Here is a 24,110-nt window from a genome sequence, read left to right as displayed (position 1 = left end):
CGGCAGCCGCCTCGGGCCCCGCATGGTGCCGCGCGTCGGGCGAGACTTCACTGTGTCTGGACATCCTCGTGCGCCCGACCGACGCTCCGGCGCGGGAGACTCGGGCAAGCAGGAGGAGACGCCGATGACCACGATACTGATCCGAAACGGGCTCGTACTCACGCTTGCCGAGAACAGCGCGCCGCTCCCCGGGCACGATATCGTCGTGAAAGATGGAAGGATCGAGCGGATAGCGCCTGACATCGACGCAGGGGCCGCCGACGAGGTCATCGACGCCGGTGGCATGATCGTGATGCCCGGGCTGGTGAACGCCCATATCCACACCTGGCAGACCGGCCTGCGGGGTCTCGCGCTGGACTGGACGGCGACGAACTATTTCCGGGCGATGCATGCTGGCCTTGCCGGTTTCTTCACCCCGGAAGACATTCATATCGCCAACCTCGTGGGCGCCCTGAACCAGCTGAACTGTGGGGTGACCACCATCGTGGACTGGCATCACAACAATCCTACGCCTGACCATTCCGACGCCGCGATCGACGGGCTCGAGGATGCCGGGATCCGGGCGATGTTTCTCCATGGCTCCGCCAAACCCGACCCGAAGCCCGGCCAGAAGCACTTCTCCGAGACCCCGATGAACCGGGCGGAAGTGGAGCGTCTGAGACAAGGACGCCTCTCCCGCGACGACGCACTGGTGACCATGGGCCTCGCGATCCTCGGGCCGCAGATGTCGGTGGAGGAGGTAGTGCTGCAGGATCTCGGCATGGCGAAGGACCTCGATCTCGTGGTGTCGATCCACCACTCGGGGGCGAAGATGCCTGCGCCCGAGGGCTATGTCCGGGCCGCCGAGGCGGGGCTCGTCGACCGCCGGGTGAACATCGTTCACGGTAACGAACTGACGGACCGGGACCTCGGCGTGCTGGTCGATCACGGCGCCACCTTCAACGTGACGGCCGAGGTCGAGATGCAGATGTGCTACGGCGATCTGCTCTCCGGTCGTCTTCTTGAGCGCGGCGTTCCGTTCTCCATCGGTACCGATATCGAATGCGCCTATGGAGCGGACATGTTCGCCTGCATTCGGTTCACCTTGCAGGCGGAGCGCTACCAGACCAGCAAACGGATGCTCGACGAAACCGGCGAGCGGCCGCATCCGCAGCCGATCACCGCGCGGCAGGCGCTGGGATGGGCGACGATCGAGGGGGCCCGGCTGGCGCGACTCGAGCGACGGACCTCCACGCTCGAGCCGGGCAAGGCGGCGGACCTGATCCTGTTGCGCGCCAACGATCTGAACATTGCCGGGGCCTTCGATCCGTATCGTGCGGTGGCCGGCTACGCCAACCCGGGCAATGTGGACACGGTCATGGTCCAGGGACGGATCCACAAGCGCGGCGGGCACATGCTGCGCAGCGACATTCCGGATCTGCAGGAGCGCCTGGTCCGGTCCGGCCGGCGGATCTTCGGAGAATTCAAGGCGCGCGCGGCCACCGCCGAGTATGCCTGAGCCGCCCCGGTGAGCTGTATCGGCGAGCATCGAAGTCTCGCGCCGTCGATGCCGGGCATCAGTATTCGACGCTCGTCGATTCCGCGCTCATGCGTGGAGGCCACCGGGAGCGCGAGGTGTACGACCGGGACTCATTTTCCCTCACGCATCTCGCCTTCGGCCCGATGCACTCGCGGTAGGGTTCATGCGTCAGGGCAAGAGCTCGGAAAGCGCCGGGCGATCGCGCGGCACCGGTCCTATCGACCCATGACCACCGAACTCCCATCCAGGGCCTCGGAAAGCCTTAGAGATCAGTACTTCAGGTGGTTTTGGCTCCGGCGGTAGGGATCGAACCTACGACCAATTGATTAACAGTCAACTGCTCTACCGCTGAGCTACGCCGGAACACGGAGGTGCCTATAGCAACGCTCCGCAGGGGCGTCCAGAGGTCGTGTCACGTTTCCTTGGAGCAGCGGGCCAGGCGGTAGCGGGCGTCGAGGGCGAGGCGTGGGACGGCTTCGGCAAGCCCGCGGTCGCAGAGATCGACGAGATGCGCCAAGAGGTTGCGCGCGGCGGCAGGATGCATCTCGGGCGGAGTGTCGGCGTAGACCTGCATGGTCAGCGACGCAATATCCGAGAGGTCGCTTTCCGACAGAGCCGCGAGGATCGCCTTTTCCCGGGCAAGGCGGTGGGCGAGGAGGGTGTCGATCCTGTCCGCGGGGACGTCGACCGCGGGCCCGTGGCCTGGCAGGAGACGGGCGAGACCCATGTTCCGCAGCCGGATGCAGGAGGTGCGGAAGTCGCCGATGTCCCCGTCGGGCGGAGATATCAGCGTCGTTGTCCATCCCAACACGAGATCGCCAGAGAAGCCCGCATCGCCCGAGACGAAGCACAAGTGATTGCCGAAATGGCCGGGTGTGTGGAACGCGCGCAGGGACCAGTCGGCACCGTCGAGACTTTCGCCATCGGCCAGTGTGATGTCCGGCCGGAAGCCCTCGGCCACGCCCTCGCCGCCGCCGAGTCCGCCTGTTCCGGCCAACGCCTCCATCGCTGTACTGCGTCCGGCCCGGACGTCGCCGAAGGCGAGGATCGGCGCACCGGTGCGTCGCGCCAGTGGTGATGCAAGATCTGTATGGTCGCGATGCGCATGGGTCACCAGAACGGCCCTCACCGGTCGTCCCCCGATCGCGGCAAGCAGTGCCTCGAGATGAGTTGCCATCGCCGGGCCCGGATCTATCACGGCGAGGTCTCGATCGCCGAGGAGGTAGCTGTTGGTTCCAGGCCCCGTCATCGGCGAAGGATTGGGTGCGAGGACCCTGACGATGCCGTCCGCGATGGTCTCTGGTCTTCCGGGGGTCATGCCTTTCCCTCCTTCTGCGCGGAGACTAGCGTCATCGCATGTCGTTCGGCTGGCTCAAGAGATACATGCCCAGGGGCCTCTACGGGAGGGCCGCCCTGATCCTTCTGCTGCCCATTTTCGGGCTGCAGGTGATCGTCACGGTGGCGTTCATCCAGCGCCACTTTGCCGATGTGACCACCCAGATGGCCGAGTCGATCGGATATGATCTGCGGCTGCTGGCGGAAACGGTTCGCGAAGCGCCCGATCCAGAGACGGCCCGCGCCGCGATCGCGGATCTCGCGCCGTCACTGGGACTTGTGGCCAGTCTCGAGGCGGGTCCGACCCCTTCGGCCGATCTTGTCCGGTTCCTCGATCTCTCGGGCGGGATCGTGATCGCGCGGCTGCAGGAGGAGGTGACGGGGCTGCGGGCGACGGTGCTGCCCGATCACAGGGACGTAGAGGTCTGGCTGGACACACCCCACGGTCCGCTCCTGATCGAGTTCGACCGCGACCGGATCTCGGCGTCGAACCCGCACCAGCTGATCGTGCTGATGCTGTTCTTCGGAATTCTGCTTTCGGTCATCGCCTATATCTATCTGCGCAACCAGCTGCGTCCGATCACCCGGATGGCCCATGCCGCGGAGGAATTCGGCAAGGGGCGGATCGAGCCCTATACACCGTCCGGCGCCACCGAATTGCGCGCGGCGGGACGCGCTTTCGTGGAGATGCGGGGCCGGATCGAAAGACAGACCCAGAGCCGGACGATGATGCTCTCGGGTGTCAGCCACGACCTGAGAACGCCACTGACCCGTCTCAGGTTGGGCCTGTCGATGCTCGACGAAGAAGAGGCTGCGCCCCTTCTGAAGGACGTGGACGAGATGCAGCACCTACTCGATACCTTCCTCGACTTCGCCCGCGACAATGCCGAGGACGCACAGGCGGAGGCCGATCCCGTGACTCTCGTCCGTGCGGCAGTCGAGGACGCCCGCCGCGCCGGCCGCAACGTGTCGCTCGGGTCCGGGACGCCGGAGGAAGCGCAGGTGATGGGGCTGCGACCGATGGCGCTCCGCCGTGCGCTCGACAATCTCCTTGGAAACGCCGTCCGCTATGGCACCCGCGCGGTAGTGACCGTCCGGACGACGCCCCGCGCGGTCACGATCATCGTGGAGGACGATGGCCCCGGAATTCCGCCCGAAGCGCGCGATCAGGCGGTGCGTCCCTTCGTCCGGCTCGACCCCGCCCGGAATCAGGACCGGGGCAGCGGCGTCGGTCTCGGCCTCGCGATCGTGTCCGACGTGGCTCGTGCCCATGGCGGCGTTCTGCGGTTGGGCACGAGCGAAGACCTGGGCGGGCTGAAGGCAGAGCTCCGGATCGCGCGCTGAAGGGCGTTGCGCTTGATCGGTGGCAGAGTTTCCGTCACATCCTGCGATATGCCGTCCGGACCATATCGCCCAGAGGAACCCTGTCTGCGCATCCGCATCGTCTTCGGTGAGGACGAAATGATCGGGCCGGGCAAGGCGGACCTTCTCGACGGGATCGCGCGGTTCGGGTCGATCGCCGCGGCGGGCCGGGAGATGGGAATGAGCTACAAGCGCGCCTGGGACCTTATCGGGACGCTCAACGCGATGTTCCGAGCGCCGCTCGTTGTGAGCACTCGAGGTGGTCCGGGCGGTGGCGGCGCCGTCCTGACCGATCTCGGACGCGAAGTCCTGGCGCGGTATCGGACAGTCGAGGCCGAGGCCACAACAGGATGCGCCGGAAGCATCGCCGCCCTGCGTGCACTTCTGAGGGATATTCCCGATCAACCATAACGCTTGACCCCAGGCCTTCGAGGGGTCGATATGTTTGCCGAAACATATCAGAGATTGGAGCCCCCGCGATGCTCAGGTCTGCCCAGGTCGTTGCGGTCGCGCTTGCATGGACTGTGTCGGGTCCCGCCACGGCCCTTGCGGAGGAGATCACCGTCTTCGCCGCCTCCAGCCTTACCGATGCCATGGCGGAAATCGAGGAGAGGTTCGAGGCGGCCACCGGTCATGACCTCGTCGTTTCGCTGGCTGGCTCCTCTGCCCTGGCGCGGCAGATCCAACAGGGTGCGCCGGCGGATATCTTCATCTCGGCCAGTCCGGACTGGATGGATGCGCTGCAGGCGGACGGTCTTCTGGAGCCCGGCACGCGGTTCGATCTGCTTGAGAATTCCATCGTGCTGATAACATCGGAGGGTGGGATGGAACCTGTCGACATCGGGCCGGGCTTCGACCTCGGGGCGATGATCGGGGACGGGCCGCTCGCGATGGCTCTGGTCGACGCCGTGCCTGCCGGCATCTATGGCAAGGCGGCACTTGAAAGCCTCGGCCTGTGGGCAGACGTCAGCGGCCGCGTCGCACAGGCTGACAATGTCCGCGCCGCGCTTGCCTTCGTTTCAGCCGGAGAGGCGCCGTTCGGCATCGTCTATGCCACGGATGCGCTGGCCGAGGAGACGGTGTCGGTGGTGGGCAGATTTCCGAAGGACACCCATCCTCCGATCGTCTACCCCGTGGCGGAAGTGGCGAACCGGGACAGCGAATCAGCAGCGGCGTTCATGGACTACCTGCGCGGGTCGGAGGCGCGGGAGGTCTTCGAGCGGCAGGGGTTCGTCGTGCTGCCGGACTGATCGATGACCGGGTGGCTCGGCCCCGAGGAATGGCAGGCGGTGGCGTTGTCCCTGAGGGTCGCGTTCTGGGCGACGCTGTTCAGCCTGCCGATCGGGATCTTCGTGGCCCTGGCCCTGGCACGCTGTTCCTTTCCCGGAAAGCAGCTTCTCAACGGACTCGTTCACCTGCCTCTGATCTTGCCGCCGGTGGTGACGGGCTATCTGCTCCTTTTGACGTTCGGAACCCGGGGCCCGGTGGGTGGTCTCCTGGCGGATCTTGGGATCGTTTTCGCCTTCCGCTGGACCGGCGCCGCCCTGGCCGCGGGGGTCATGGCCTTTCCTCTGATGGTCCGCGCGATCCGGCTGTCGATCGAGGCGGTCGACGTCAAGCTCGAACAGGCCTCCGCCACTCTCGGCGCGCCGCCGGTCTGGGTGTTCCTGACGGTGACCCTGCCGATGGCCTTGCCCGGCATCGTCGCGGGGACGATCCTCGCCTTCGCCAAGGCCATGGGGGAGTTCGGCGCCACGATTACCTTCGTCTCGAACATCCCCGGTCAGACCCGCACGATTCCGTCCGCGATCTATGCCTTTCTGCAGGTGCCGGGCGGAGAGGGCTCGGCCATGAAACTGGTCGTCGTCTCGGTCGTGATCGCCATGGGCGCGCTTCTCCTGTCCGAGGTGATCGCCCGTCGCGTGGCGGCCCGGGTCGGGGGCGCGTGATGCTCGAGGTGTCGCTGCGACACCGCTTCGACGGTTTCTCGCTCGAGGCAGGATTTCGCGCTCCGCCCGGTCTCACGGTACTGTTCGGTCGCTCCGGTTCCGGCAAGACAACGGTCGCCAACGCCGTGGCGGGGCTCCTGATGCCCGAGGAGGGGCGCATTGCTTCCGGCGACTGGACGCTGCTCGACACGTCGGCCGGTGTCAGGATGAAACCGCATCGCCGCAGGATCGGCTATATCTTCCAGGAGGGGCGGCTCTTCCCCCATCTCTCGGTCCGTCAGAACCTCGCATACGGCGGTTGGTTCGCCCCCCGGGTGGCCCCACGGGAGGACATGGGGCGCGTGGTCGATCTGCTCGGCATCGGAGCCCTTCTCGAGCGTCGGCCCGGCGCGTTGTCGGGCGGTGAGAAGCAGCGCGTAGCGATCGGCCGCGCGCTCCTGTCCGCGCCGCGGCTCATCCTCGCCGACGAGCCACTCGCTGCGCTGGATGAGGCAAGGAAGGCGGAGATCCTGCCCTACTTCGAACGGCTGCGGGACGAAGTCAGCATTCCCATCCTGTACGTCAGCCATTCTGCTTCGGAAGTCGCGCGCCTCGCCACCACGGTGGTGGCAATGGAGAAGGGCCGCGTCGTGGCACAAGGGCCGGCCGCAGAGGTGCTGGGCGACCCGGCGGTCCTGCCGGCCGGGGCGCGGGAGGCCGGGGCGATTCTCACCGCTCATGTGGCCCGGCACCACGACGACGGGCTTACAGAACTCGATGCGTCGGGTATTCCGCTGTTCCTGCCGCAGGTCGCTTCGCCGCCGGGCGCCGCGCTGCGCATCCGGATCGCCGCCCATGACGTCATGCTCTCGCGCGATCGTCCATATGGCATCTCGGCGCTGAACATCCTTCCCGGGACGGTTCGGGAGATCCGTCCCGGGGAAGGACCCGGCGCCATCGTGGCGATCGACACCGCATCGGGGCGGGTGCTTGCCCGGATCACTCGCCGGTCGGCGCAGGCCCTGCATCTGGAGCCCGGGGTCGCGGTCCATGCCATCGTCAAGACCGTCTCCGTGGCACCTTCCGACATCGGCGGCGGGACCTGAGCGCCTCCTCAGTGCATCATCGCCTCGGCGCCTCGGGCGAGCGACATCATGATCGTGAGGGTCAGAAGGACGGACGCCCCACCGAAAGCGAGGCCGATCATCGAAACCAGCCCGTCCCGCTCGACCAGGCCCACGCCGAAGATGAACAGCGAGACCGCGGGGAACCAGCCGCTGAACGGCACCGGGAGGAACAGGGCGAATGCGATCACGAAGAGCAGCACACCGAGAAACCGCTCGTTCCGGCGCGCGAACAGCAGTGTGTAGCGCGGGGTCAGCACGCGCTCCAGCCGTCGCGTGACGGGTCTGAGGCGCAGGACCGTGCGCCGCAGCTTCACCGGATCGAGCTTCAGGCGCGCCAGAGGTCCCGGCAACCTCACATGAGGGAAGCCGAGGATGATCTGGCCTGTCGTCACAAGAAGGGGCAGGGCGGTGATGAGCGACGATCCCGGCGGAAGCGGCAGCAGGGTCAGCAGCGAAAACACGACGATGGCCCAGCCGAACGAGGTTTCTCCTAATTCGGTCAGGAGATTGCCTAGCGTCAGCTTGCCGTTCCTGTGCTGGTTACGGGAAGTCCGCAGGATCGGGAGCGACAGTGACGGCCGCCGTCGTGATCCGTCCTCGCGGTGCATGTGGTTCCTTTCAAGCTTCTCTCACGCATATCAGGCCGGGGCTGCGGCTTTGCAATCAAAAGACGCGGGTTTCTCGGTTGCGGCCTTGCAGTCAGCCACCGGCTTGAGTCCGAGCGATACCCGCCTGAAGAAGGCTCTGGCGGTCCTCCCCGGCGGCGCCGCGGACCGGTGCGGGGGGACCTCGCACCGTGGCAGGAGCGCGCCCGTGCGGCGCTGACCGGGCACCCCTCCGGAGCACACCTTTTCATCTCAGCCGTACTCCGACTAGAAGGTACCACTCCTGCATCCCGGACAGATCCATGCCCCTGACCGACCCCGATCGTCTGCTGCCTGTCGAAGAGAGCCAGCGTAGCCTTGCGCGTGACCTGTACGACAGCGTGGCCGACGCGCCGATCCTCAGCCCCCACGGACATTGCGACCCCCGATGGTTCGGCGAGAACGCCCGCTTTCCGAACCCGGCGGAGCTGTTCGTCGTCCCCGATCACTACGTCTTCCGGATGCTGGTCAGTCAGGGCGTTCCGATGGCGGACCTTGGCGTTCCCCGGGTCGATGGCGGGCCGGTGGAAACGGATCCGCGGACGATCTGGCGGCGCTTCGCCGCAGGTGCGCACCTCCTGCGAGGGACGCCCTCGGCGATGTGGCTCGACCATTCGTTCGAACACGTCTTCGGTCTGACGGAGCCGCTCTCTCCCGCGACTGCCGATGCGCAGTTCGACCACATCGAGGACTGCCTCGGGAGGCCCGAGTTCCGTCCCCGCGCCCTGTTCGAAAGGTTCGGGATCGAAGCGCTGGCCACGACCGAGGGCGCGCTGGACGATCTGCGCTGGCACCGGATGATCGCCGAGAGCGGCTGGCGGGGCCGGGTGATCACCACTTACCGCCCGGATGCCGTCATCGATCCCGAGTTCGAGGGGTTTGCCGACAATGTGGCACAGCTGGGCGCGCTGACCGGCGAAGACACGGCGAGCTGGAAGGGCTACCTTGACGCCCATCGCGCGCGGCGAGCCTTCTTCCGCCAGCATGGTGCCACAGCGACAGACCACGGCCACCCCACCGCCCGCACCGAGGACATGGGCACCGCCGATGCAGCCGCGCTTTTCGACAAGGTGCTGCGCGGTGCCTGCACGCCCGAGGAGGCCGAGGCATTTCGCGGCCAGATGCTGACCGAGATGGCGCGGATGAGCCTCGAGGACGGGATGGTTATGCAGCTTCACGCCGGCTCCTGGCGCAACCATTCGCGCACGGTGTTCGAGACCCATGGCCGCGACAAGGGCTTCGACATCCCGCGGCCTACCGATTTCGTGGGCAACCTGAAGCCGCTTCTCGATGCGGTGGGCATGAATGCCGACCTGACGGTGATCCTCTTCACGCTTGACGAGACGACCTATGGCCGCGAGCTGGCCCCCCTTGCGGGAGCCTATCCGGCGCTTCGTCTGGGCCCGCCCTGGTGGTTCTTCGACAGCTACGAGGGCATCCGCCGTTACCGCGAGATCACGACGGAAACCTGCGGTTTCTACAATACCGTCGGCTTCAACGACGACACCCGTGCCTTCTGCTCGATCCCTGCGCGCCATGACGTGGCGCGACGAGCGGATTGCGCCTACCTCGCCACGCTCGTGCGGACCGGGCGCCTGAGGGAGGCCGAGGCCTTCGAGGTCGCACAGGACCTCACCCACCGGCTGGCAAGGAAGGCCTATCGCCTGTGATCATCTGAGGGCGTCTTGCGTTTTCGCGGGCATCACCGACCGGCGGTGCCGACGAAGCCTCCTGCCGCAAAGGAACGGTCGGAAACTCGGGGAGGCGGCATTCCAGGGTGCCGTCCAGCAGCCGCGAGGTTGTCGTGCCGCGTCGCACATCGTCCCCTCGACCGCCCGGGAAGACGTCCGCTAACGGGGGCGCTGCGGCCTTTCTCTGGCCGTCGTCGCCGCGCTATGTCACGGAGACGCGCTCTATGCCGATGGAGGCTGTCTTGCCAGATGTCCCACGCCTGTCCCGCAGCGTTCCGGCCGCGAAGGTGGGGATCGTCCATCTCGGCCCGGGGGCCTTCTTCAGATCGTTCGGGGCCATCTTCACCGAGGACGCCATGGCCGCCCATGGCGGCGACTGGGGCATCTGCGCGGTCTCACTCAGGAGCCCGTCTGCCCGTGACCAGCTCGGACCGCAGGAGGGGGTGTACACGTCCGTCACGCTGGCTCCGGAAGGGCGGCATCCCCGCGTGATAGGGTCCGTTTCCCGCATTCTGGTGGCGCCCGAGGATCCGCAGGCCGTGCTGGACGCAATGACGGCCCCCGACGTGCGGATCGTCTCGCTGACCATCACCGAGAAGGGCTACTGCCATGAGCCGTCCACCGGACTCCTGCGACTGGAGCATCCGGACATCCGCGCCGATATCGAGGCGCCGTCGCGGCGAAAGTCGGCACCGGGTCTTGTGGTCGAGGCACTCGCAAGGCGCCGGGCAGAGGGACATCCGCCCTTCACCGTCCTCAGCTGCGACAACCTGCCTGACAACGGCCGCCTGGTGCGCGGCGTCGTCCTCGACCTTGCCCGGGTTCTGGATCCGGCTCTCGCCGCCTGGATCGAGCAGACCGTCCGCTTCCCCGCGACCATGGTGGACCGCATCACTCCGGCCACGACCGTGCACGACATCGCCGGGCTGGCCCGAAGCGAAGGGTACCACGATCCCGCCTGCGTCGTGCATGAACCCTTTCGCCAGTGGGTGATCGAGGACGACTTCACGGACGGCGCGCGCCCCGCCTGGGATGCCGCCGGGGCGCAGTTCGTTCGCGACGTCGCACCCTTCGAAACGATGAAGCTCAGATGCCTGAACGGCACCCATTCTGCACTTGCCTATCTCGGCTATCTCGCCGGGCACGGAACCATCGCCGACGCCGTGGCGGACCCGCCCTTTGCGGCGCTCTGCCGGCACCTGTGGGAGAGGGAAATCCTGCCGACCGTGCCGCAACCCGAAGGCGAGGATCTCGTCGCATACTGCGACGCGCTGCTTGACCGGTACAGAAACCCCGCGATCTGTCACCGCACGTGGCAGATCGCCATGGACGGCAGCCAGAAACTGCCGCAGCGGCTGCTCGGCACCGTTCAGGACAACCTCGCCGAAGGACGTCCCGTGCCGGGCCTCGCTCTCGCCGTTGCGGCCTGGATGCGCTATGTCGGCGGCGTCGACGAGGCGGGCGGCGCGATCGACGTCCGCGATCCGCTGGCCGACCGGCTCAAGGCGGCGTCTGAGGGCGCCGACGAACCGTCGGGCAAGGTGGCTGCGCTACTGGCGGTCGGGGACGTGTTTCCTTCAAGTCTCGCCAGCGATCGGGTCTTTCGTGAAGCGGTAAGCGGGGCCTATGAAGGCCTGTGCCGCATCGGAGCGCGCGCCATGGTCGTGGCGCTGACCGGTGCCGAGCCAAACTGACGGAGCGATCGCGATGTCCGAACCCATCCTGCTGCATCCCTCCGACGATGTCGTGATCCTGACCGAGAAGCGGGAAGGCATCGCCGCGGGCCACAAGATCGCGCGGCATGGCGTGGCCGAGGGTGCGCCGATCCGCAAGTTCGGTCAGATCATCGGCTATGCCTCTGCGCCGATCGCGGCGGGCGAGCATGTGCACAGCCACAACTGCAACATCGGGGCCCATGACCGCAGATACGAGGCGGGGGCGGATCTTGCGTCGGCGCGAGCCGCGGTTTCGCCGCGCCCCGCAGCGGAGTTCCTGGGCTATCGCCGCCCCGACGGCAGGGTCGGAACGCGCAACTACGTCGCGCTCTGCGCGACGGTAAATTGCTCGGCCACGGTGATCCGGCGGGCGGCGGAAGAGCTCCGAACAAGCGGTGTCCTGGGCAGCTATCCCAACATCGACGGCGTCTTTGTCCTCGCGCATGGCACCGGTTGCGGCATGGCCTCCGAAGGGCCGGGTTGGGACAACCTGCAGCGCGTGCTCTGGGGCTACGCCACTCATCCCAATGTCGGAGCGGCAGTCTTCGTCGGCCTCGGCTGCGAGGTGATGCAGCTCGCACGGATGAAGGCCGCATTCGACGGCCCCGGTGTCGGACAGCAGCGGTTCCACGGGCTGACCATCCAGGAGACCGGCGGCACCCGCGCCACCATCGCCGCGATCCGGGAGCGGGTCGAGGCGCTGTTGCCGGAGGTGAACGACATCTCGCGCAGCCCTTGCTCCGCATCGGATCTCTGCGTGGCGCTGCAGTGCGGCGGATCGGATGGTTATTCCGGCATCACCGCGAACCCCGCGCTGGGCGTAGCCTCCGACCTGATCGCGGCGCAGGGCGGTACGGTGATTCTCGCGGAGACGCCGGAGATCTACGGCGCCGAACAGCTCCTGATCCGCCGCGCCGCAAGCCCGGAGGTGGCGGACAAGCTGCTGGAGCGGATGCGGTGGTGGGAGGACTACACCGCGATGCACGGTGGTTCGATGGACAACAACCCATCGCCCGGCAACAAGGCCGGCGGGCTGACCACGATCCTGGAGAAATCCCTTGGCGCGGCGGCGAAGGGTGGATCCGGGCCGCTGTCGGAGGTGGTGCGCTACGCCGAGGCTCCCAGCGCGCACGGCCTGATCTTCATGGACACACCGGGCTACGACCCGGTCTCGGTGACGGGGCAGGTGGCGGGCGGAGCGCAGATCGTCGTGTTCACCACGGGACGCGGCTCGGCGTTCGGCTCGAAGCCGGCACCCACGATCAAGCTGGCAACCAACGAGCGGCTCTTCGCGGCGATGTCCGACGACATGGACATCAACTGCGGCGATATCCTCGGAGGTGGCGTGTCCGTCGCCGAGAAAGGGGAGGAGATCTTTGCCGAGGTTCTTGCCGTCGCTTCCGGGAAGACGTCCCGCAGCGAGGCGCTGGGTCTCGGCGACCACGAGATCCTGCCATGGCAGATCGGCGCGGTCATGTGGAGCGCGGGCGCGATCCGGACATCCGCCTGAGCCGTGGCTTGCGCCGGCTTCGCAGCTTTGACGCACCCTCCGGAGATTGTGGCCTCGAAGGCCAGTTCCGGCCGGCTGACTCTATCAGCCGCCGGTGGCGGTTTCCCCGCGCCCCGCGTATTGGCTATGTTCAGTCCGATGAAATCGCCGAAGCCAGGGTTGCGTTCTCGAAACGGGTATCGACATGGCAGAGATCGATGCGAACGTCTTGAAGTCGAGAAGATGAAGCTGAACCAGAGCGCAAGATTGTCCGTCGCGCCCATGATGGACTGGACGGACCGGCATTGTCGCGTCTTTCACCGTCAGCTGTCGGGGCGGGCGCTGCTCTTTACGGAGATGGTTACCGCTCCCGCGCTGGTCCGGGGGGGGGCGGTGCATCTGCTCGATCATTCGGCGGTGGAGCATCCGGTGGCGCTCCAGTTGGGCGGAGCCGATCCGGCTGAACTGGCCGAGGCTGCGCGTCTGGGGGCCGCGGCGGGGTTCGACGAGATCAACCTCAACTGCGGCTGCCCGTCCGACCGGGTGCAGTCGGGGACCTTCGGCGCCGTGCTGATGAAGTCGCGGGACCTCGTCGCCGAGTGCTGTGCGGCGATGATCGCGGCGCAGCCCCGGGAGGTGACGGTCAAATGCCGGATCGGGGTCGATGATCAGGAGCCGCGGGACGTGCTGCCGCGCTTCCTCGAGGCGATCCGTACGGTCGGCGTGCGGCGGGTGACAATCCATGCCCGCAAGGCGTGGTTGCAAGGGCTGTCGCCGAAGGAGAACCGCGAGGTGCCGCCGCTCGATCACGGGCTGGTGCTGGAGATGAAGCGGGCGTTTCCGGACCTCCACGTCTCGCTCAACGGCGGGATCGTCTCACGGGACGGGGCGCGGGGCTGGCTCGGGCGCGGGCTCGACGGCGTGATGATCGGACGGGCGGCCTATCACGATCCGGCCGGGGTCCTGCTCGGTGCGGATGCCGACATCTTCGGCGAGCCCGGGACGGCCATGACCCGTGAGGCCGCGGCGCGGGCGATGCTGCCCTATATCGAGGCAGAGCTCGTGAAAGGCGCGCGGCTGCACCAGATCACGCGGCACATGCTCGGGCTGTTTCACGGCCAGCCCGGGGCGCGGGCGTGGAGGCGGCGGCTCGGCGAAGAGGCGGTGCGGGAGGGCGCGGGTCCCGAAGTTCTCGAGCGCGCCCTCGCGGCACTTCCGGAGGCGGCGCTCGCGGCCTGATCGGAAGGCATTGCCACCGCCTGTCGGGGGGGCCAGAACGGGTCTTCCAGACGGGTGGAGCGAACGGACATGCCGGAGACGGAACTCATTCTCGCCATGGCGGCGATGCTGCTTGTGATCGGGGCGGTGGCGGGTGTCCTTGCGGGCCTGCTGGGCGTGGGTGGAGGGATCGTGCTGGTGCCGGCCTTCTTCTACGCCTTCACCGTGCTGGGCTACGAGGGGCCGATGCTGATGCAGCTGTGCCTCGGGACGTCGCTGGCGACGATCATCGTGACCTCGGTCCGGTCGGTGCTGGCGCATCATCGCAAGGGGGCGGTGGAGTGGGACATCCTGAAAAGCTGGGCGCCGGGGATCGCGGTCGGTGCCGTGATCGGCGTGGTCGTCGCGGCGCGGCTGCGGTCGGACGAGCTGCAGGCGCTCTTCGGTGGGCTCGCGCTGATCGTGGCCGTCTACATGCTGCTCGGCCGGTCGGAATGGCGGCTGGGGCAGGCGATGCCGCGGGGCTGGCTGAGGGCGGTCCTGGCGCCGCTGGTGGGGGGGCTGTCGGTGCTGATGGGGATCGGCGGCGGATCGTTCGGGGTGCCGCTGATGAGCCTCCACGGCGTACCGATTCATCGGGCCGTCGCGACGGCGGCGGGGTTCGGGCTCGCCATCGCGGTGCCGTCGGTGCTGGGCTTCCTGATGCTGGAGCTGCCCGCGGACTCGCGGCCTCCGTTCACGCTGGGGGCGGTCAACGGGGTGGCCTTCGTGCTGATCATCGCCATGACTCTGATCACGGCGCCCTGGGGGGCGGCGCTGGCGCACCGGCTGGATGCGCGGCCCCTGAAGAGGGTGTTCGGGCTGTTCCTGCTTGCGGTCGCGGGGAACATGATCTGGGAAGCTCTTGGATAGTCCGGGCGGGCGTTACACGATGAAACGGTCTGCAAGTTACGGTTATAGATAGTTTTTTCGGAGAAAGTCGTGATCGGCTGCGCGCGGGCCGGATCACTGGGAGACTTCGGCGCGCGGGAGCGGTCCCGAGATGGGGGCGCATTGTAACATACTGGTTTTTAAAGGATTATCGAAAGGAGGATGTGTCGGGGGTGCCGGGCCGAAGTCCCGGCCGACGGCAGCGCCGGGGTGGGGGCTATCCCCCGTCGCCAGATCCGGGGCATGACTGGTTCCGGATGGGCTTTCGGAAGGGACACCGGATCATGACGGCAGCGGCAGATGCGCGGTTCTGGAACCGCATGGCGCGGCGCTATGCGCGGGCGAAGCTGTCGGACCCGGAGGGCTACGAGCGGACGCTCGAGAGGGTGCGGAAGCTTCTGACGCCTGAAAGCAGCGTGCTGGAGCTGGGCTGCGGGACCGGGTCCACGGCGCTGCGGCTTGCGGGCGGGGTCGCGCGTTATCTTGCGACCGACATCTCGGACGGGATGATCGCCATCGCGGAGGAGAAACTGGCGGCGGACCCGATTCGCGGGCTGACGTTCCGGGTGGCGACGGCGGAAGAGGTGGCGACGGAGGACCCTGTCTTCGACGCGGTGCTGGGATTCAATTATCTGCACATGGTGCGGGACACGGAGGGCACGCTGGCCCGCATCCGCGACATGCTGAAGCCAGGCGGACTATTCGTGACGAAGACGCCTTGCGTCCGGGAGATGAACCCGTTGGTCGGCCGCGCGCTGCTGCCGGTGCTGCGGGCGGTGCGCCTGGCGCCGCATGTGGCGGTCTTCGGAGCGGAGGAACTGGCCGAGCGGATCGGACAGGCGGGGTTCGAGATCGCGGCCATCGAACGGCACGGGGCCAAAGGGCGGGAGTTCCGCCCGTTCATCGTGGCGCGAAAGGAGTAGGGCATGTGTTCATGCGCACCGGGTCTCTGGACGCAGGCGGTTGCCCGGGATGGTGCCCCGGGCCGGGGGGCGCCCGCGACAGGTGCGCAAGACCGCGCGCCTTAGGGATCGTTGGCTGTGCGGGCCGCGGCCTCGGCGCGGCGTGCGGCGCGCCGGGCGGCCCGGCCGCCCTTGCGGCCGCCGAGCTGGCTTTCGCGGGCGGGCAGTTCGGCCATGATGCGCCGCCGGTCCTCGGGCGAGAGGCGGGACCAGAGGCCGATCTCCTCGATCCGGCGGAAACAGCCGGTGCAGATGCGCGCCTCGGGGTGGATCACGCAGATCTTCACGCAGGGGCTTTCGATCTCGCGGCGGCTCCAGACGGCCTCGCTGTCGTCGGTCATGCCTCGGTCTCCAGTCTGATGTGGCGCAGCCGGTCCAGCAGACCCTGAAGGATCACGGCGGCGGCGACATGGTCGATGACCTCCGCCCGGCGCCGGCGCGACGTGTCGGCCTCGAGAAGGGCACGCTCGGCGGCCACGGTCGAGAGGCGTTCGTCCCAGAACGCCATGGGCCGGTCGGTCAGCCGCGCAAGATTGCGGGCGAAGGCGCGGGACGATTGCGCGCGCGGTCCTTCGCTGCCGTCCATGTTGCGCGGCAGGCCGAGCACGATGCCGGCGATCTGCCGGCCCTCGGCGATCTCCATGAGGCGCGCGGCGTCGAGGGTGAATTTCCGGCGCTTGACCGTCTCGAGCGGAGTGGCCACCGAACGCAGCCCGTCCGAGACCGCCACGCCGATCGTGTGCGTCCCGAGATCGAGCCCCATGAGCGCGCCGGCGCGGGGCAGGGCGGCCGCGAACTCCTCTGCCGCGTCGCAGATCATTCGAGACCCGACCGTTCGGCGGCGGCCTCGACCGTGCCGAGATCCTCGGGCCGGGTGGCAAAGCGCTGCCGCGCCTCGCCGAGGATGGCGCGAGCCTGGTCGGTCTCGCCCAGAACGACCTTGGCGGAGATGAGCCGCGCCCAGTCCTCGGCGCTGCCGCCCTCGTTGGCGAGGCGTGTTTCGAGGCCCGCCACCATGTTCTCGATCATCGCGGCGCGCGCCTCGGGGTCCATGTCTTCGGCGGCGGCGATCTGCTCTTCCGTCGGGCCGCGGCTGTCGAGGGGCGGGAGCGTGTAGTCCTCTCCGGCGCGGAAGGCGGCCTCCTCGATCTGGCCCCGGGCGAGGCGGACATGGGCGTTCTCGGGCGGGCCTTCGGCGATCATCGCGCGCCAGAGGCGGAAGGCCACGTCGGGCCGGTCGGTCTGGGCATAGAGGAGGCCGATGTAGTAGCGCGCGGCGAGATTGTCCTCGTCGAGGACGAGAATGCGGGAGGCCAGTTCCTCGGCCTCGGGCGACACCACCCCGGCGGTGGCGGCCACCATGAGGTCGAGCAGTCGCTCCCGGTCGGGGAGGCGGGCCTCGTCGCCGCGGATGGCGATGACCCGTTCCTGCGCCGCGCGGGCGGCGGGATAGTTGCCAAGGGCGGCCTCGTGGCGGGCCAGGAGCTGCCAGCCCTCGAGGTCGTCCGGCCGACCGGGAACGATCTCGCGCAGGCGCTCGACCATCTCCATGTAGTCGTCCGGCGCATCCTCGGCGGCGAGGGAGGCGCCGGCGGAGGCTTCCTCGAGGGCGAGCTGGCCGGGACGGGCGGCGCGCATCTCCTCGGAGGCGGCGATCCGGGCGGCGCGGGGGATGTCGGCATAGGGGCCGGTCCCGTCCACCGCGCCGAGACGCCAGTAGAGCCCGCCTGCCACCGCCACGACGGCGAGCCCTGTGACGACGGCCGCGGCCCGTGTGAGCCAGGCCGGAGCGCTGCCCGAGGCCCGCCGTTCGGCCCGGTCGGCTGCAAGGAGGCGGCGCGCGATCTCGGTGCGGGCGCGGGCGGCCTCGTCCGCGTCGATCACGCCGCGGTCGACATCGCGGTCCAGCTCCTCGAGCTGGGAGCGGTAGAGGGCGACCTCGGGCGGCTCCTCGGTGCCCGCGCTGTCGCGCAGGAGCGGGAGCAGGATCAATCCGGTGACGAGGAGCGCCGCCACGCCGCAGACGAGAAAGAAGATCATCGAGCCGTTCGTTCCCTTGGTTTGCCGTCAGATAAGCCGCCCGGGCGCCCGCGGGAACCCCCGGGACGGCCGCGCACGCCCCCCGCGACAACTGGCCCCTCCGGGCATGTCGGTTTTCCGGCGTCTTGTGCCGTTGACAGCCCACCGGCGCGGGGGCGAAGGGTTCATCTCACGCGGGCGGGGTCCGGGGCCCGGGCAGGGATTCGAGGGGACGACGGAGACGATGAAACGCTATTCCGCTTTCGCCGTCGCGCGGGAGGCCCTGCGCCATCATCTGGGCTGGGAGAGGGCCTGGCGCTCTCCGGAGCCGCAGAAGAGGTACGACGCGATCATCGTGGGCGCGGGCGGACACGGCCTCGCCACGGCCTACTGGCTCGGAAAGAACCACGGCATCCGCAATGTCGCCGTGCTGGAGAAGGGATGGCTCGGTGGCGGCAACACGGGCCGGAACACGACGATCATCCGCTCGAACTACCTGCAGGACCCGTCGGCGGCGATCTACGAGAAGGCGCGGTCGCTCTACGAGACGATGAGCCAGGACCTGAACTACAACGTGATGTTCAGCCCCCGCGGCGTGCTGATGCTCGCCCAGACCCACCACGAGGTGCGGGGCTACCGGCGCACGGCCCAGGCGAACGCGCTGCAGGGCGTGGAGACGGAATTCGTCGGCCCCGAGCGGGTGAAGGAGCTCTGCCCGATCATCAACCTGTCGGGACCGCGCTACCCGGTGCTGGGTGCGCTCTGGCAGCCGCGGGGCGGGACGGCGCGCCATGATGCGGTGGCCTGGGGCTATGCGCGGGCCTGCTCGGACATGGGCATGGACATCATCCAGAAATGCGAGGTCACGGGCATCCGCCGCGAGGGGGGGCGCGTCGTGGGCGTCGACACGATGCGGGGCGCGATCGGATGCGACAGGCTCGGCATCGTGGTGGCGGGGCATTCGGGCGCGCTCGCCGACATGGCGGGCTTCCGGCTGCCGATCGAGAGCGTGGCGCTGCAGGCGCTGGTCAGCGAGCCGATCAAGCCCTGCATGGACGTGGTGGTGATGGCCAATACCGTGCACGGCTACATGAGCCAGTCCGACAAGGGCGAGATGGTGATCGGCGGCGGGGCGGACGGGTACAACAACTACACCCAGCGCGGCAGCTTCCACCATGTGGAGGAGACCGTGCGCGCGCTCTGCGAGACCTTCCCGATGATCTCGCGCCTCAAGATGCTGCGCTGGTGGGGCGGGATCGTGGACATGACCGGCGACCGCTCGCCGATCATCTCGAGAACGCCCGTGGAAGGCGTCTACATCAACTGCGGCTGGGGCACGGGCGGGTTCAAGGCGATCCCCGGCTCGGGCTGGGCGATGGCGGAGCTGATGGCGAAGGGGACGTCGCCGCTCGCCGATCCGTTCTCGCTCACGCGGTTCCGGGAGGGACGGTTCATCGACGAGTCGGTGGCCGCCGGGGTGGCCCATTGACCGGGGCCGGCTGGAACCGCCCCCGGGGGGGGCACGTTGCCGGGAAGACGCCCTTCCTGACCGCGAGGACCCCATGGCCGACGCCCCGAACTCCCGCACCCGCACCGCGATCTTCGTGGCGCTCGTCCTGCTCATCGCCGTGCTGGGCTGGGTCGTCCTGTTCCAGGACGGCGGGGTCGAGCGCGACTCCGATCTGCAGGTGCCCGCGGACGCGAACCCCGACGCCAGCCTCGACGAGACCGCCGAAGAGCTGCCGCCCCTCGACGACGAGGCGGTCCTCGAGGAAATCCAAGAGGGCGGCCCCGAGACCGGCGAGACCGTCGAGGAGGCGTTCGACGGGGCCGACGAGGCGGTGGAGGACGCTCTCGACCCTGCCAGCGATCCCGTCGCCGTCGACGATATCGCCGACCCCGAGGAGCGCTAGCGCCCGAGGCGCGTTCCGGCTCTTGCATCGCGGGGTCCAGCGGTTATTTCTCGCCCTCCGAGGGGATACGGAGGGACGAAGATGGGCCGAATGCGGGACAGGCTGCCGGACAGCCAGTGGTTCGAGCGGCACAAGGGCAAGCTCGGCGGCTTCCTCGCCGGGAGCCTCGGAACGATCGTTCTCACGCTGTTTCTCGTCGTGGCGATCACCGGCGAGCCCCACGGCCGCACCTTCCAGCCCTCGCCCAACGTGGTCTATCCCGACTGGTGACCGCGCCCGGCTCCGGGCGAGCTTCCCGGAGGCCTTACCATGCTGACCTTGCGCTGCCCCGCCTGCGGGGTCATGGCGGATGAAACCGAGCTTGCCCCCGGCGGCGAGGCGCATCTGACCCGGGAAGGGCCGGGCAGCACCGACGAGGCCTTCGAGGCCTATCTCTTTCTGCGCAAGAACCCGCGCGGCGTGCACTTCGAGCGCTGGCGCCACGCCATGGGCTGCGGCAAGTGGTTCCACGCCGCGCGCTGCACCGTGACGCTCGAGGTGTTCGGCACCTATCCCGCGCAGACCTCCGGGCCGCCCGAGGAGATCCTCGCGGCGATCGAGGCGCGCCGGCCCGGCTGGCAGGGCTGATCCCATGTCTCATCTGGCCGGAAATACTCGAAAAACCTCCATCGACATGGGCAGGGAGGGCGTGGCATGAGCACGCGTCTGGCCACGGGCGGCCGCTTCATCGACCGCAGGCAGCCCCTCGGATTCAGCTTCAACGGCAAGCGGCTGACCGGCTATGCGGGCGACACGCTGGCCTCCGCGCTTCTGGCGCAGGATCAGATGCTTGTGGGCCGGTCCTTCAAGTACCACCGGCCGCGCGGCCTGGTGGCCGCGGGGGCGGAGGAGCCCAACGCGCTGGTGAACCTCGGGTCCGGCGACCGGCTGGAGCCGAACCAGCGCGCGACCACGACCGAACTCTTCGAGGGGCTCGAGGCCCGCAGCCAGAACCACTGGCCGAGCCTCGAGGTCGATGTGGGCGCGGTGAACCAGCTTTTTGCGCGGTTCCTGCCCGCGGGCTTCTACTACAAGATGTTCATTCATCCGCGCCCCTTGTGGAAGCATGTCTACGAGCCGTTCATCCGCCAGTCGGCGGGGCTCGGGAAGGCGCCGGACGCGCGCGATCCGGATACCTACGAGCACATGCATGCCAATGTGGATGTCCTCGTCGTGGGCGGCGGGGTCGCGGGGCTCGAGGCGGCGCTGACCGCGGGGCGGGCGGGCCGGCGGGTGATGCTGGTGGAACAGACAGCCCATTGGGGCGGGCGCGCATTGCTGGACGGCGCCGCCGAAGGCGGCGCCCGGATCGACGGCGAAGCCGGCGAAACCTGGGTGAAGACTGCCGTCGAAGCCCTTGAAGAGATGCCGAATGTCACGCTGCGGACACGCTGCATGGGGGCCGGCGTCTATGACCACGGCGCGGTCATCGCCCATGAGCGGCTGACCGATCATCTGCCCGGCGCGGCGGGGCCGCGTCACAGGCTCTGGCGTATCCGCGCGGGCCGCATCGTGCTGGCGACGGGCGCGATCGAGCGGCCGCTCGCCTTTGCGGGGAACGACCGGCCGGGGGTGATGCTGGCCTCGGCGGTGCGCGACTACATCTCGGGCTGGGGCGTCTCGCCCGGCGACCGCACGGTGATCGCCGCCAACAACGACGACGCCTATCGCACCGCGCTGGCGATCCATCACGCCGGGCTCGAGGTGGCCGCGATCCTCGATGCGCGGCCCGCGCCATCGGGGCCGCTGGTGCAGGCGGCGCGGGACCTCGGCCTGCGCATCCTGCCGGGCAAGGGCATCGCGAAGGTCAAGGGCCGGGGCCGCGTCGAGGGTGTCGCGGTCTGTGCCCAGGCGGGCGAGGGATCGGTACTGGAGGAGATCGCCTGCGATTGCGTGGCCATGTCGGGCGGCTGGTCGCCCGTCGTGCACCTGTGGTCCCACACGGGGGGCAAGCTGACCTGGGACGCGGAGCGGGCGTTCTTCCGCCCCGACCCGGACCGGGCGCCCACGGGCGCGGACGGGCGCCCGAACGTGGCGGTCGTGGGCACGGCGAACGGGCATCTGGGGACGGAGGCCGCGCTCGGGGATGCGGCGCGGCAGGTCGCGGCGCTGGTCGGGGGCAAGCCGGTCTCGCACAAGGTGGACGAGCCGGCCGAGGGGCCGATCCTGCCGGTCTGGCTGATGCCGCAGGGCGCGAAGGCGGAGCTGCGCGCCAAGATGTGGCTCGATTATCAGAACGACGTGAAGGTGACCGACGTGCAGCTCGCCGCGCGGGAGGGATTCGAGAGCGTCGAGCACACCAAGCGCTACACCACGCTCGGCATGGCGACGGATCAGGGGAAGCTGAGCAACATCAACGGACTGGCGGTTCTTGCTCGCGCATTGGGTGAGGATATTCCGCAGGTGGGCACAACCACCTTCCGCCCGCCCTACACGCCGATTTCCATGGGCTCCATTGCCGGAGAGGCGAAGGATGCGCTGTTCCAGCCCGTGCGGCGCACGCCGATGCAGGACTGGCACGAGGCCCGGGGCGCCTATCTGGAGCCCGTGGGCCACTGGCGACGGCCCTACTGCTATCCGCGGGCGGGCGAGAGCCATGCGGAGGCGGTCGCGCGGGAGATCACCGCGGTGCGCTCGGGCCTCGGGCTGCTCGACGCCTCGACGCTGGGCAAGATCGTGGTGAAAGGGCCCGACGCGGGGCGGTTTCTCGACATGCTCTACACCAACATGATGTCCAACCTCGCCGTGGGCCGCTGCCGCTACGGGCTGATGTGTTCGGAAAACGGCTTTCTGATGGACGACGGGGTGGTGGCGCGGCTGTCCGAGGACAGCTGGCTGTGCCATACCACCTCGGGCGGCGCGGACCGGGTCCATGCCCATATGGAGGAATGGCTGCAGACCGAGTGGTGGGACTGGAAGGTCCACACGGTCAACCTCACGGAGCAGTATGCGCAGGTCGCCGTGGTCGGCCCGCAGGCACGGCGGGTTCTGGAAAAGCTCGGCGGGCTCGATGTTTCCGGGGCGGAGTTCAGGTTCATGGACTGGCGCGAGGGCAGGCTTGGCGGCCATCCGGTGCGGGCCTTCCGGATCAGCTTCTCGGGCGAGCTGAGTTACGAGATCGCGACGCCCGCGGGGCAGGGCCTGGCGCTGTGGGAGAAGCTTCTGGAAGCGGGTGAGGAGTTCGGCGTAACTCCTTACGGCACCGAGGCCTTGCATGTGATGCGGGCCGAGAAGGGCTTCATCATGATCGGCGACGAGACGGACGGGACGGTGATCCCGCAGGATCTGGGGCTCGACTGGGCGATCTCGAAGAAGAAGGCCGATTACATCGGCAAGCGCGCCCAGGCGCGCAGCCACATGACCGATCCCGCCCGCTGGAAGCTGGTGGGGCTCGAGACGCTGGACGGGTCGGTTCTGCCCGAGGGCGCCTATGCGCTGGCGGAGGGCAGGACGCCGAACGGCCAGCGCGCGACAGAGGGGCGGGTGACCTCGACCTACCATTCGCCGACGCTGGGACGGGGCATCGCCATGGGGCTCGTGCTGCGCGGGCCGGAGCGGATGGGCGAGGAGCTCGAGTTCAACACGGTGGAGGGCGGCAGCGTGCGGGCGCGGATCGTCTCGCCCGTGTTCTACGACGCAGAGGGGGAGAAGCAGAATGTCTGAGGTCACCGTGACCCGGATGGCGCCGGGCGGGATGATCACCCTCAGGGGCGATCCTGCCGAGGTGGGCGCCGCGGCGGCGGGGGTGACGAGGGCAGAGGTTCCGGGGCCGCTGACGATCACCGGGGACGGGGTGCGGGGCCTTGGCTGGATGGCGCCGGACGAGCTGCTGATCCTGCTGCCGGCGGACGAGGTTGCCGAAGCGCTCGAGAGGCTCGGCGCCGATCTCGACGGGGTGCATCACCTGGCGGTCGATGTCAGCGACGCGCGCAGCCGCTTCGCGCTCGAGGGCCGGGGCGTGCGCGACATCGTGCAGAAGCTGACCCCGGCGGACCTGTCGGAGGCGGCGTTCCCGGTCGGATGCCTGCGCCGGACGCGGCTCGCGCAGGTCGCGGGGGCGATCTGGATGGCAGAAGAGTCACGGATCGAGGCGATCTGTTTCCGTTCGGTAACAGACTACGTGGAAACCCTTTTGCGCACCGCCGCGGAGGCTGGACCGCCCGGGTTCCACGCCCCACTCTGATCTCGACGGCCATACCTGGGGGGCAAGGTATGGAGG

General features: G+C 68.5%; 23 protein-coding genes and 1 tRNA gene. 18 read left to right on the top strand and 6 right to left on the bottom strand.

The genetic code is table 11. The annotated features are described in order from the left end of the window. Positions 1–124: 124 nt before the first annotated feature. Positions 125–1,498, top strand: coding sequence for an amidohydrolase family protein (locus EAT49_RS12495; RefSeq protein WP_123642671.1), 1,374 nt, complete (start codon positions 125–127; stop codon positions 1,496–1,498). Between the two features lie 309 nt (positions 1,499–1,807). Here EAT49_RS12495 and EAT49_RS12490 read toward each other — a convergent pair. Both EAT49_RS12490 and EAT49_RS12485 read right to left on the bottom strand, forming a co-directional pair. Further along, positions 1,808–1,882: transfer RNA gene (locus EAT49_RS12490), tRNA-Asn, on the bottom strand. A gap of 49 nt (positions 1,883–1,931) precedes the next feature. After that, on the bottom strand, positions 1,932–2,837 hold the full coding sequence (locus EAT49_RS12485; protein ID WP_123642670.1) for an MBL fold metallo-hydrolase: 906 nt from the start codon (positions 2,835–2,837) through the stop codon (positions 1,932–1,934). Positions 2,838–2,875: 38 nt separating this feature from the next. Between EAT49_RS12485 and EAT49_RS12480 the strand changes: the two genes are divergently transcribed. The 5 genes from EAT49_RS12480 (at position 2,876) to modC (ending at position 7,250) form a co-directional block, all read left to right on the top strand. Beyond that, positions 2,876–4,198 (top strand): ATP-binding protein, encoded by a 1,323-nt coding sequence (locus EAT49_RS12480; RefSeq protein ID WP_123642669.1) that lies wholly within the window; start codon positions 2,876–2,878, stop codon positions 4,196–4,198. A gap of 117 nt (positions 4,199–4,315) precedes the next feature. After that, positions 4,316–4,627, top strand: a complete 312-nt coding sequence (locus EAT49_RS12475) for a winged helix-turn-helix domain-containing protein (protein WP_342773824.1) — start codon at positions 4,316–4,318, stop codon at positions 4,625–4,627. Between the two features lie 68 nt (positions 4,628–4,695). After that, the gene (modA, locus tag EAT49_RS12470; protein WP_123642667.1) at positions 4,696–5,466 is read left to right on the top strand and encodes a molybdate ABC transporter substrate-binding protein; all 771 of its coding nucleotides are present in this window, start codon (positions 4,696–4,698) and stop codon (positions 5,464–5,466) included. A 3-nt stretch (positions 5,467–5,469) separates the two neighbouring features. Further along, positions 5,470–6,165, top strand: coding sequence for a molybdate ABC transporter permease subunit (modB, locus tag EAT49_RS12465; RefSeq protein WP_123642666.1), 696 nt, complete (start codon positions 5,470–5,472; stop codon positions 6,163–6,165). Further along, on the top strand, positions 6,165–7,250 hold the full coding sequence (gene modC, locus EAT49_RS12460) for a molybdenum ABC transporter ATP-binding protein (RefSeq protein ID WP_123642665.1): 1,086 nt from the start codon (positions 6,165–6,167) through the stop codon (positions 7,248–7,250). The genes modB and modC overlap by 1 nt, the downstream gene beginning before the upstream one ends. An 8-nt stretch (positions 7,251–7,258) precedes the next feature. Here modC and EAT49_RS12455 read toward each other — a convergent pair whose 3' ends face one another. Next, on the bottom strand, positions 7,259–7,879 hold the full coding sequence (locus EAT49_RS12455; RefSeq protein ID WP_123642664.1) for an exopolysaccharide biosynthesis protein: 621 nt from the start codon (positions 7,877–7,879) through the stop codon (positions 7,259–7,261). 299 nt (positions 7,880–8,178) lie between these two features. Here EAT49_RS12455 and uxaC point away from each other — a divergent pair, with 299 nt between their 5' ends. From uxaC to EAT49_RS12425, 6 genes are all read left to right on the top strand, one after another. Next, a complete protein-coding gene (gene uxaC / locus EAT49_RS12450) occupies positions 8,179–9,585 on the top strand; it encodes a glucuronate isomerase (protein WP_123642663.1) in 1,407 nt (468 codons plus the stop codon). A gap of 251 nt (positions 9,586–9,836) precedes the next feature. Next, positions 9,837–11,300: a mannitol dehydrogenase family protein gene (locus EAT49_RS12445; protein WP_123642900.1), complete on the top strand. Its 1,464-nt coding sequence runs from the start codon at positions 9,837–9,839 to the stop codon at positions 11,298–11,300. 13 nt (positions 11,301–11,313) lie between these two features. Then, positions 11,314–12,831: a UxaA family hydrolase gene (locus EAT49_RS12440; RefSeq protein WP_123642662.1), complete on the top strand. Its 1,518-nt coding sequence runs from the start codon at positions 11,314–11,316 to the stop codon at positions 12,829–12,831. A gap of 222 nt (positions 12,832–13,053) precedes the next feature. Further along, complete coding sequence (gene dusA / locus EAT49_RS12435; protein WP_123642661.1) at positions 13,054–14,049, top strand: tRNA dihydrouridine(20/20a) synthase DusA; 996 nt, start codon at positions 13,054–13,056, stop codon at positions 14,047–14,049. A gap of 69 nt (positions 14,050–14,118) precedes the next feature. Beyond that, positions 14,119–14,940 carry a sulfite exporter TauE/SafE family protein gene (locus tag EAT49_RS12430; protein WP_123642660.1) on the top strand — a complete coding sequence of 274 codons (822 nt, stop codon included), beginning with the start codon at positions 14,119–14,121 and terminating at the stop codon, positions 14,938–14,940. 302 nt (positions 14,941–15,242) lie between these two features. After that, positions 15,243–15,881, top strand: coding sequence for a class I SAM-dependent methyltransferase (locus EAT49_RS12425; protein WP_123642659.1), 639 nt, complete (start codon positions 15,243–15,245; stop codon positions 15,879–15,881). Between the two features lie 101 nt (positions 15,882–15,982). On the opposite strand, the gene EAT49_RS12420 is transcribed toward EAT49_RS12425, so the two are convergent. Genes EAT49_RS12420 through ccmI form a run of 3 tightly spaced genes read right to left on the bottom strand, consistent with a single transcriptional unit; the run spans position 15,983 to position 17,960 of the window. Continuing rightward, positions 15,983–16,261 (bottom strand): DUF1289 domain-containing protein, encoded by a 279-nt coding sequence (locus tag EAT49_RS12420; RefSeq protein WP_123642658.1) that lies wholly within the window; start codon positions 16,259–16,261, stop codon positions 15,983–15,985. Then, positions 16,258–16,740: a Holliday junction resolvase RuvX gene (gene ruvX / locus EAT49_RS12415; protein WP_123642657.1), complete on the bottom strand. Its 483-nt coding sequence runs from the start codon at positions 16,738–16,740 to the stop codon at positions 16,258–16,260. Before ruvX ends, EAT49_RS12420 begins: the two co-directional genes overlap by 4 nt. Next, the gene (gene ccmI, locus EAT49_RS21715) at positions 16,737–17,960 is read right to left on the bottom strand and encodes a c-type cytochrome biogenesis protein CcmI (RefSeq protein ID WP_123642656.1); all 1,224 of its coding nucleotides are present in this window, start codon (positions 17,958–17,960) and stop codon (positions 16,737–16,739) included. Before ccmI ends, ruvX begins: the two co-directional genes overlap by 4 nt. Positions 17,961–18,183: 223 nt before the next feature. Between ccmI and EAT49_RS12405 the strand changes: the two genes are divergently transcribed. From EAT49_RS12405 to EAT49_RS12380, 6 genes are all read left to right on the top strand, one after another. After that, entirely contained in the window at positions 18,184–19,428 is a 1,245-nt protein-coding gene (locus EAT49_RS12405) for a sarcosine oxidase subunit beta family protein (protein ID WP_123642655.1), read from the top strand. A 73-nt stretch (positions 19,429–19,501) separates the two neighbouring features. After that, positions 19,502–19,852 carry a hypothetical protein gene (locus EAT49_RS12400; RefSeq protein ID WP_123642654.1) on the top strand — a complete coding sequence of 117 codons (351 nt, stop codon included), beginning with the start codon at positions 19,502–19,504 and terminating at the stop codon, positions 19,850–19,852. A 90-nt stretch (positions 19,853–19,942) separates the two neighbouring features. Further along, positions 19,943–20,122, top strand: a complete 180-nt coding sequence (locus EAT49_RS12395) for a hypothetical protein (protein ID WP_148078736.1) — start codon at positions 19,943–19,945, stop codon at positions 20,120–20,122. Between the two features lie 39 nt (positions 20,123–20,161). Continuing rightward, a complete protein-coding gene (locus EAT49_RS12390; protein ID WP_123642652.1) occupies positions 20,162–20,479 on the top strand; it encodes a sarcosine oxidase subunit delta in 318 nt (105 codons plus the stop codon). 66 nt (positions 20,480–20,545) lie between these two features. Continuing rightward, complete coding sequence (locus EAT49_RS12385; RefSeq protein ID WP_123642651.1) at positions 20,546–23,554, top strand: sarcosine oxidase subunit alpha family protein; 3,009 nt, start codon at positions 20,546–20,548, stop codon at positions 23,552–23,554. Then, positions 23,547–24,074: a sarcosine oxidase subunit gamma gene (locus tag EAT49_RS12380; protein ID WP_123642650.1), complete on the top strand. Its 528-nt coding sequence runs from the start codon at positions 23,547–23,549 to the stop codon at positions 24,072–24,074. The genes EAT49_RS12385 and EAT49_RS12380 overlap by 8 nt, the downstream gene beginning before the upstream one ends. Positions 24,075–24,110 lie beyond the last annotated feature (36 nt).

It is taken from the genome of Histidinibacterium lentulum (assembly GCF_003789055.1).
GTDB classification, from domain to species: Bacteria; Pseudomonadota; Alphaproteobacteria; order Rhodobacterales; family Rhodobacteraceae; genus Oceanicola; species Oceanicola lentulus.
Note: the sequence above shows the minus strand (reverse complement) of the source record. Positions and strands in the feature narration are given on the sequence as shown.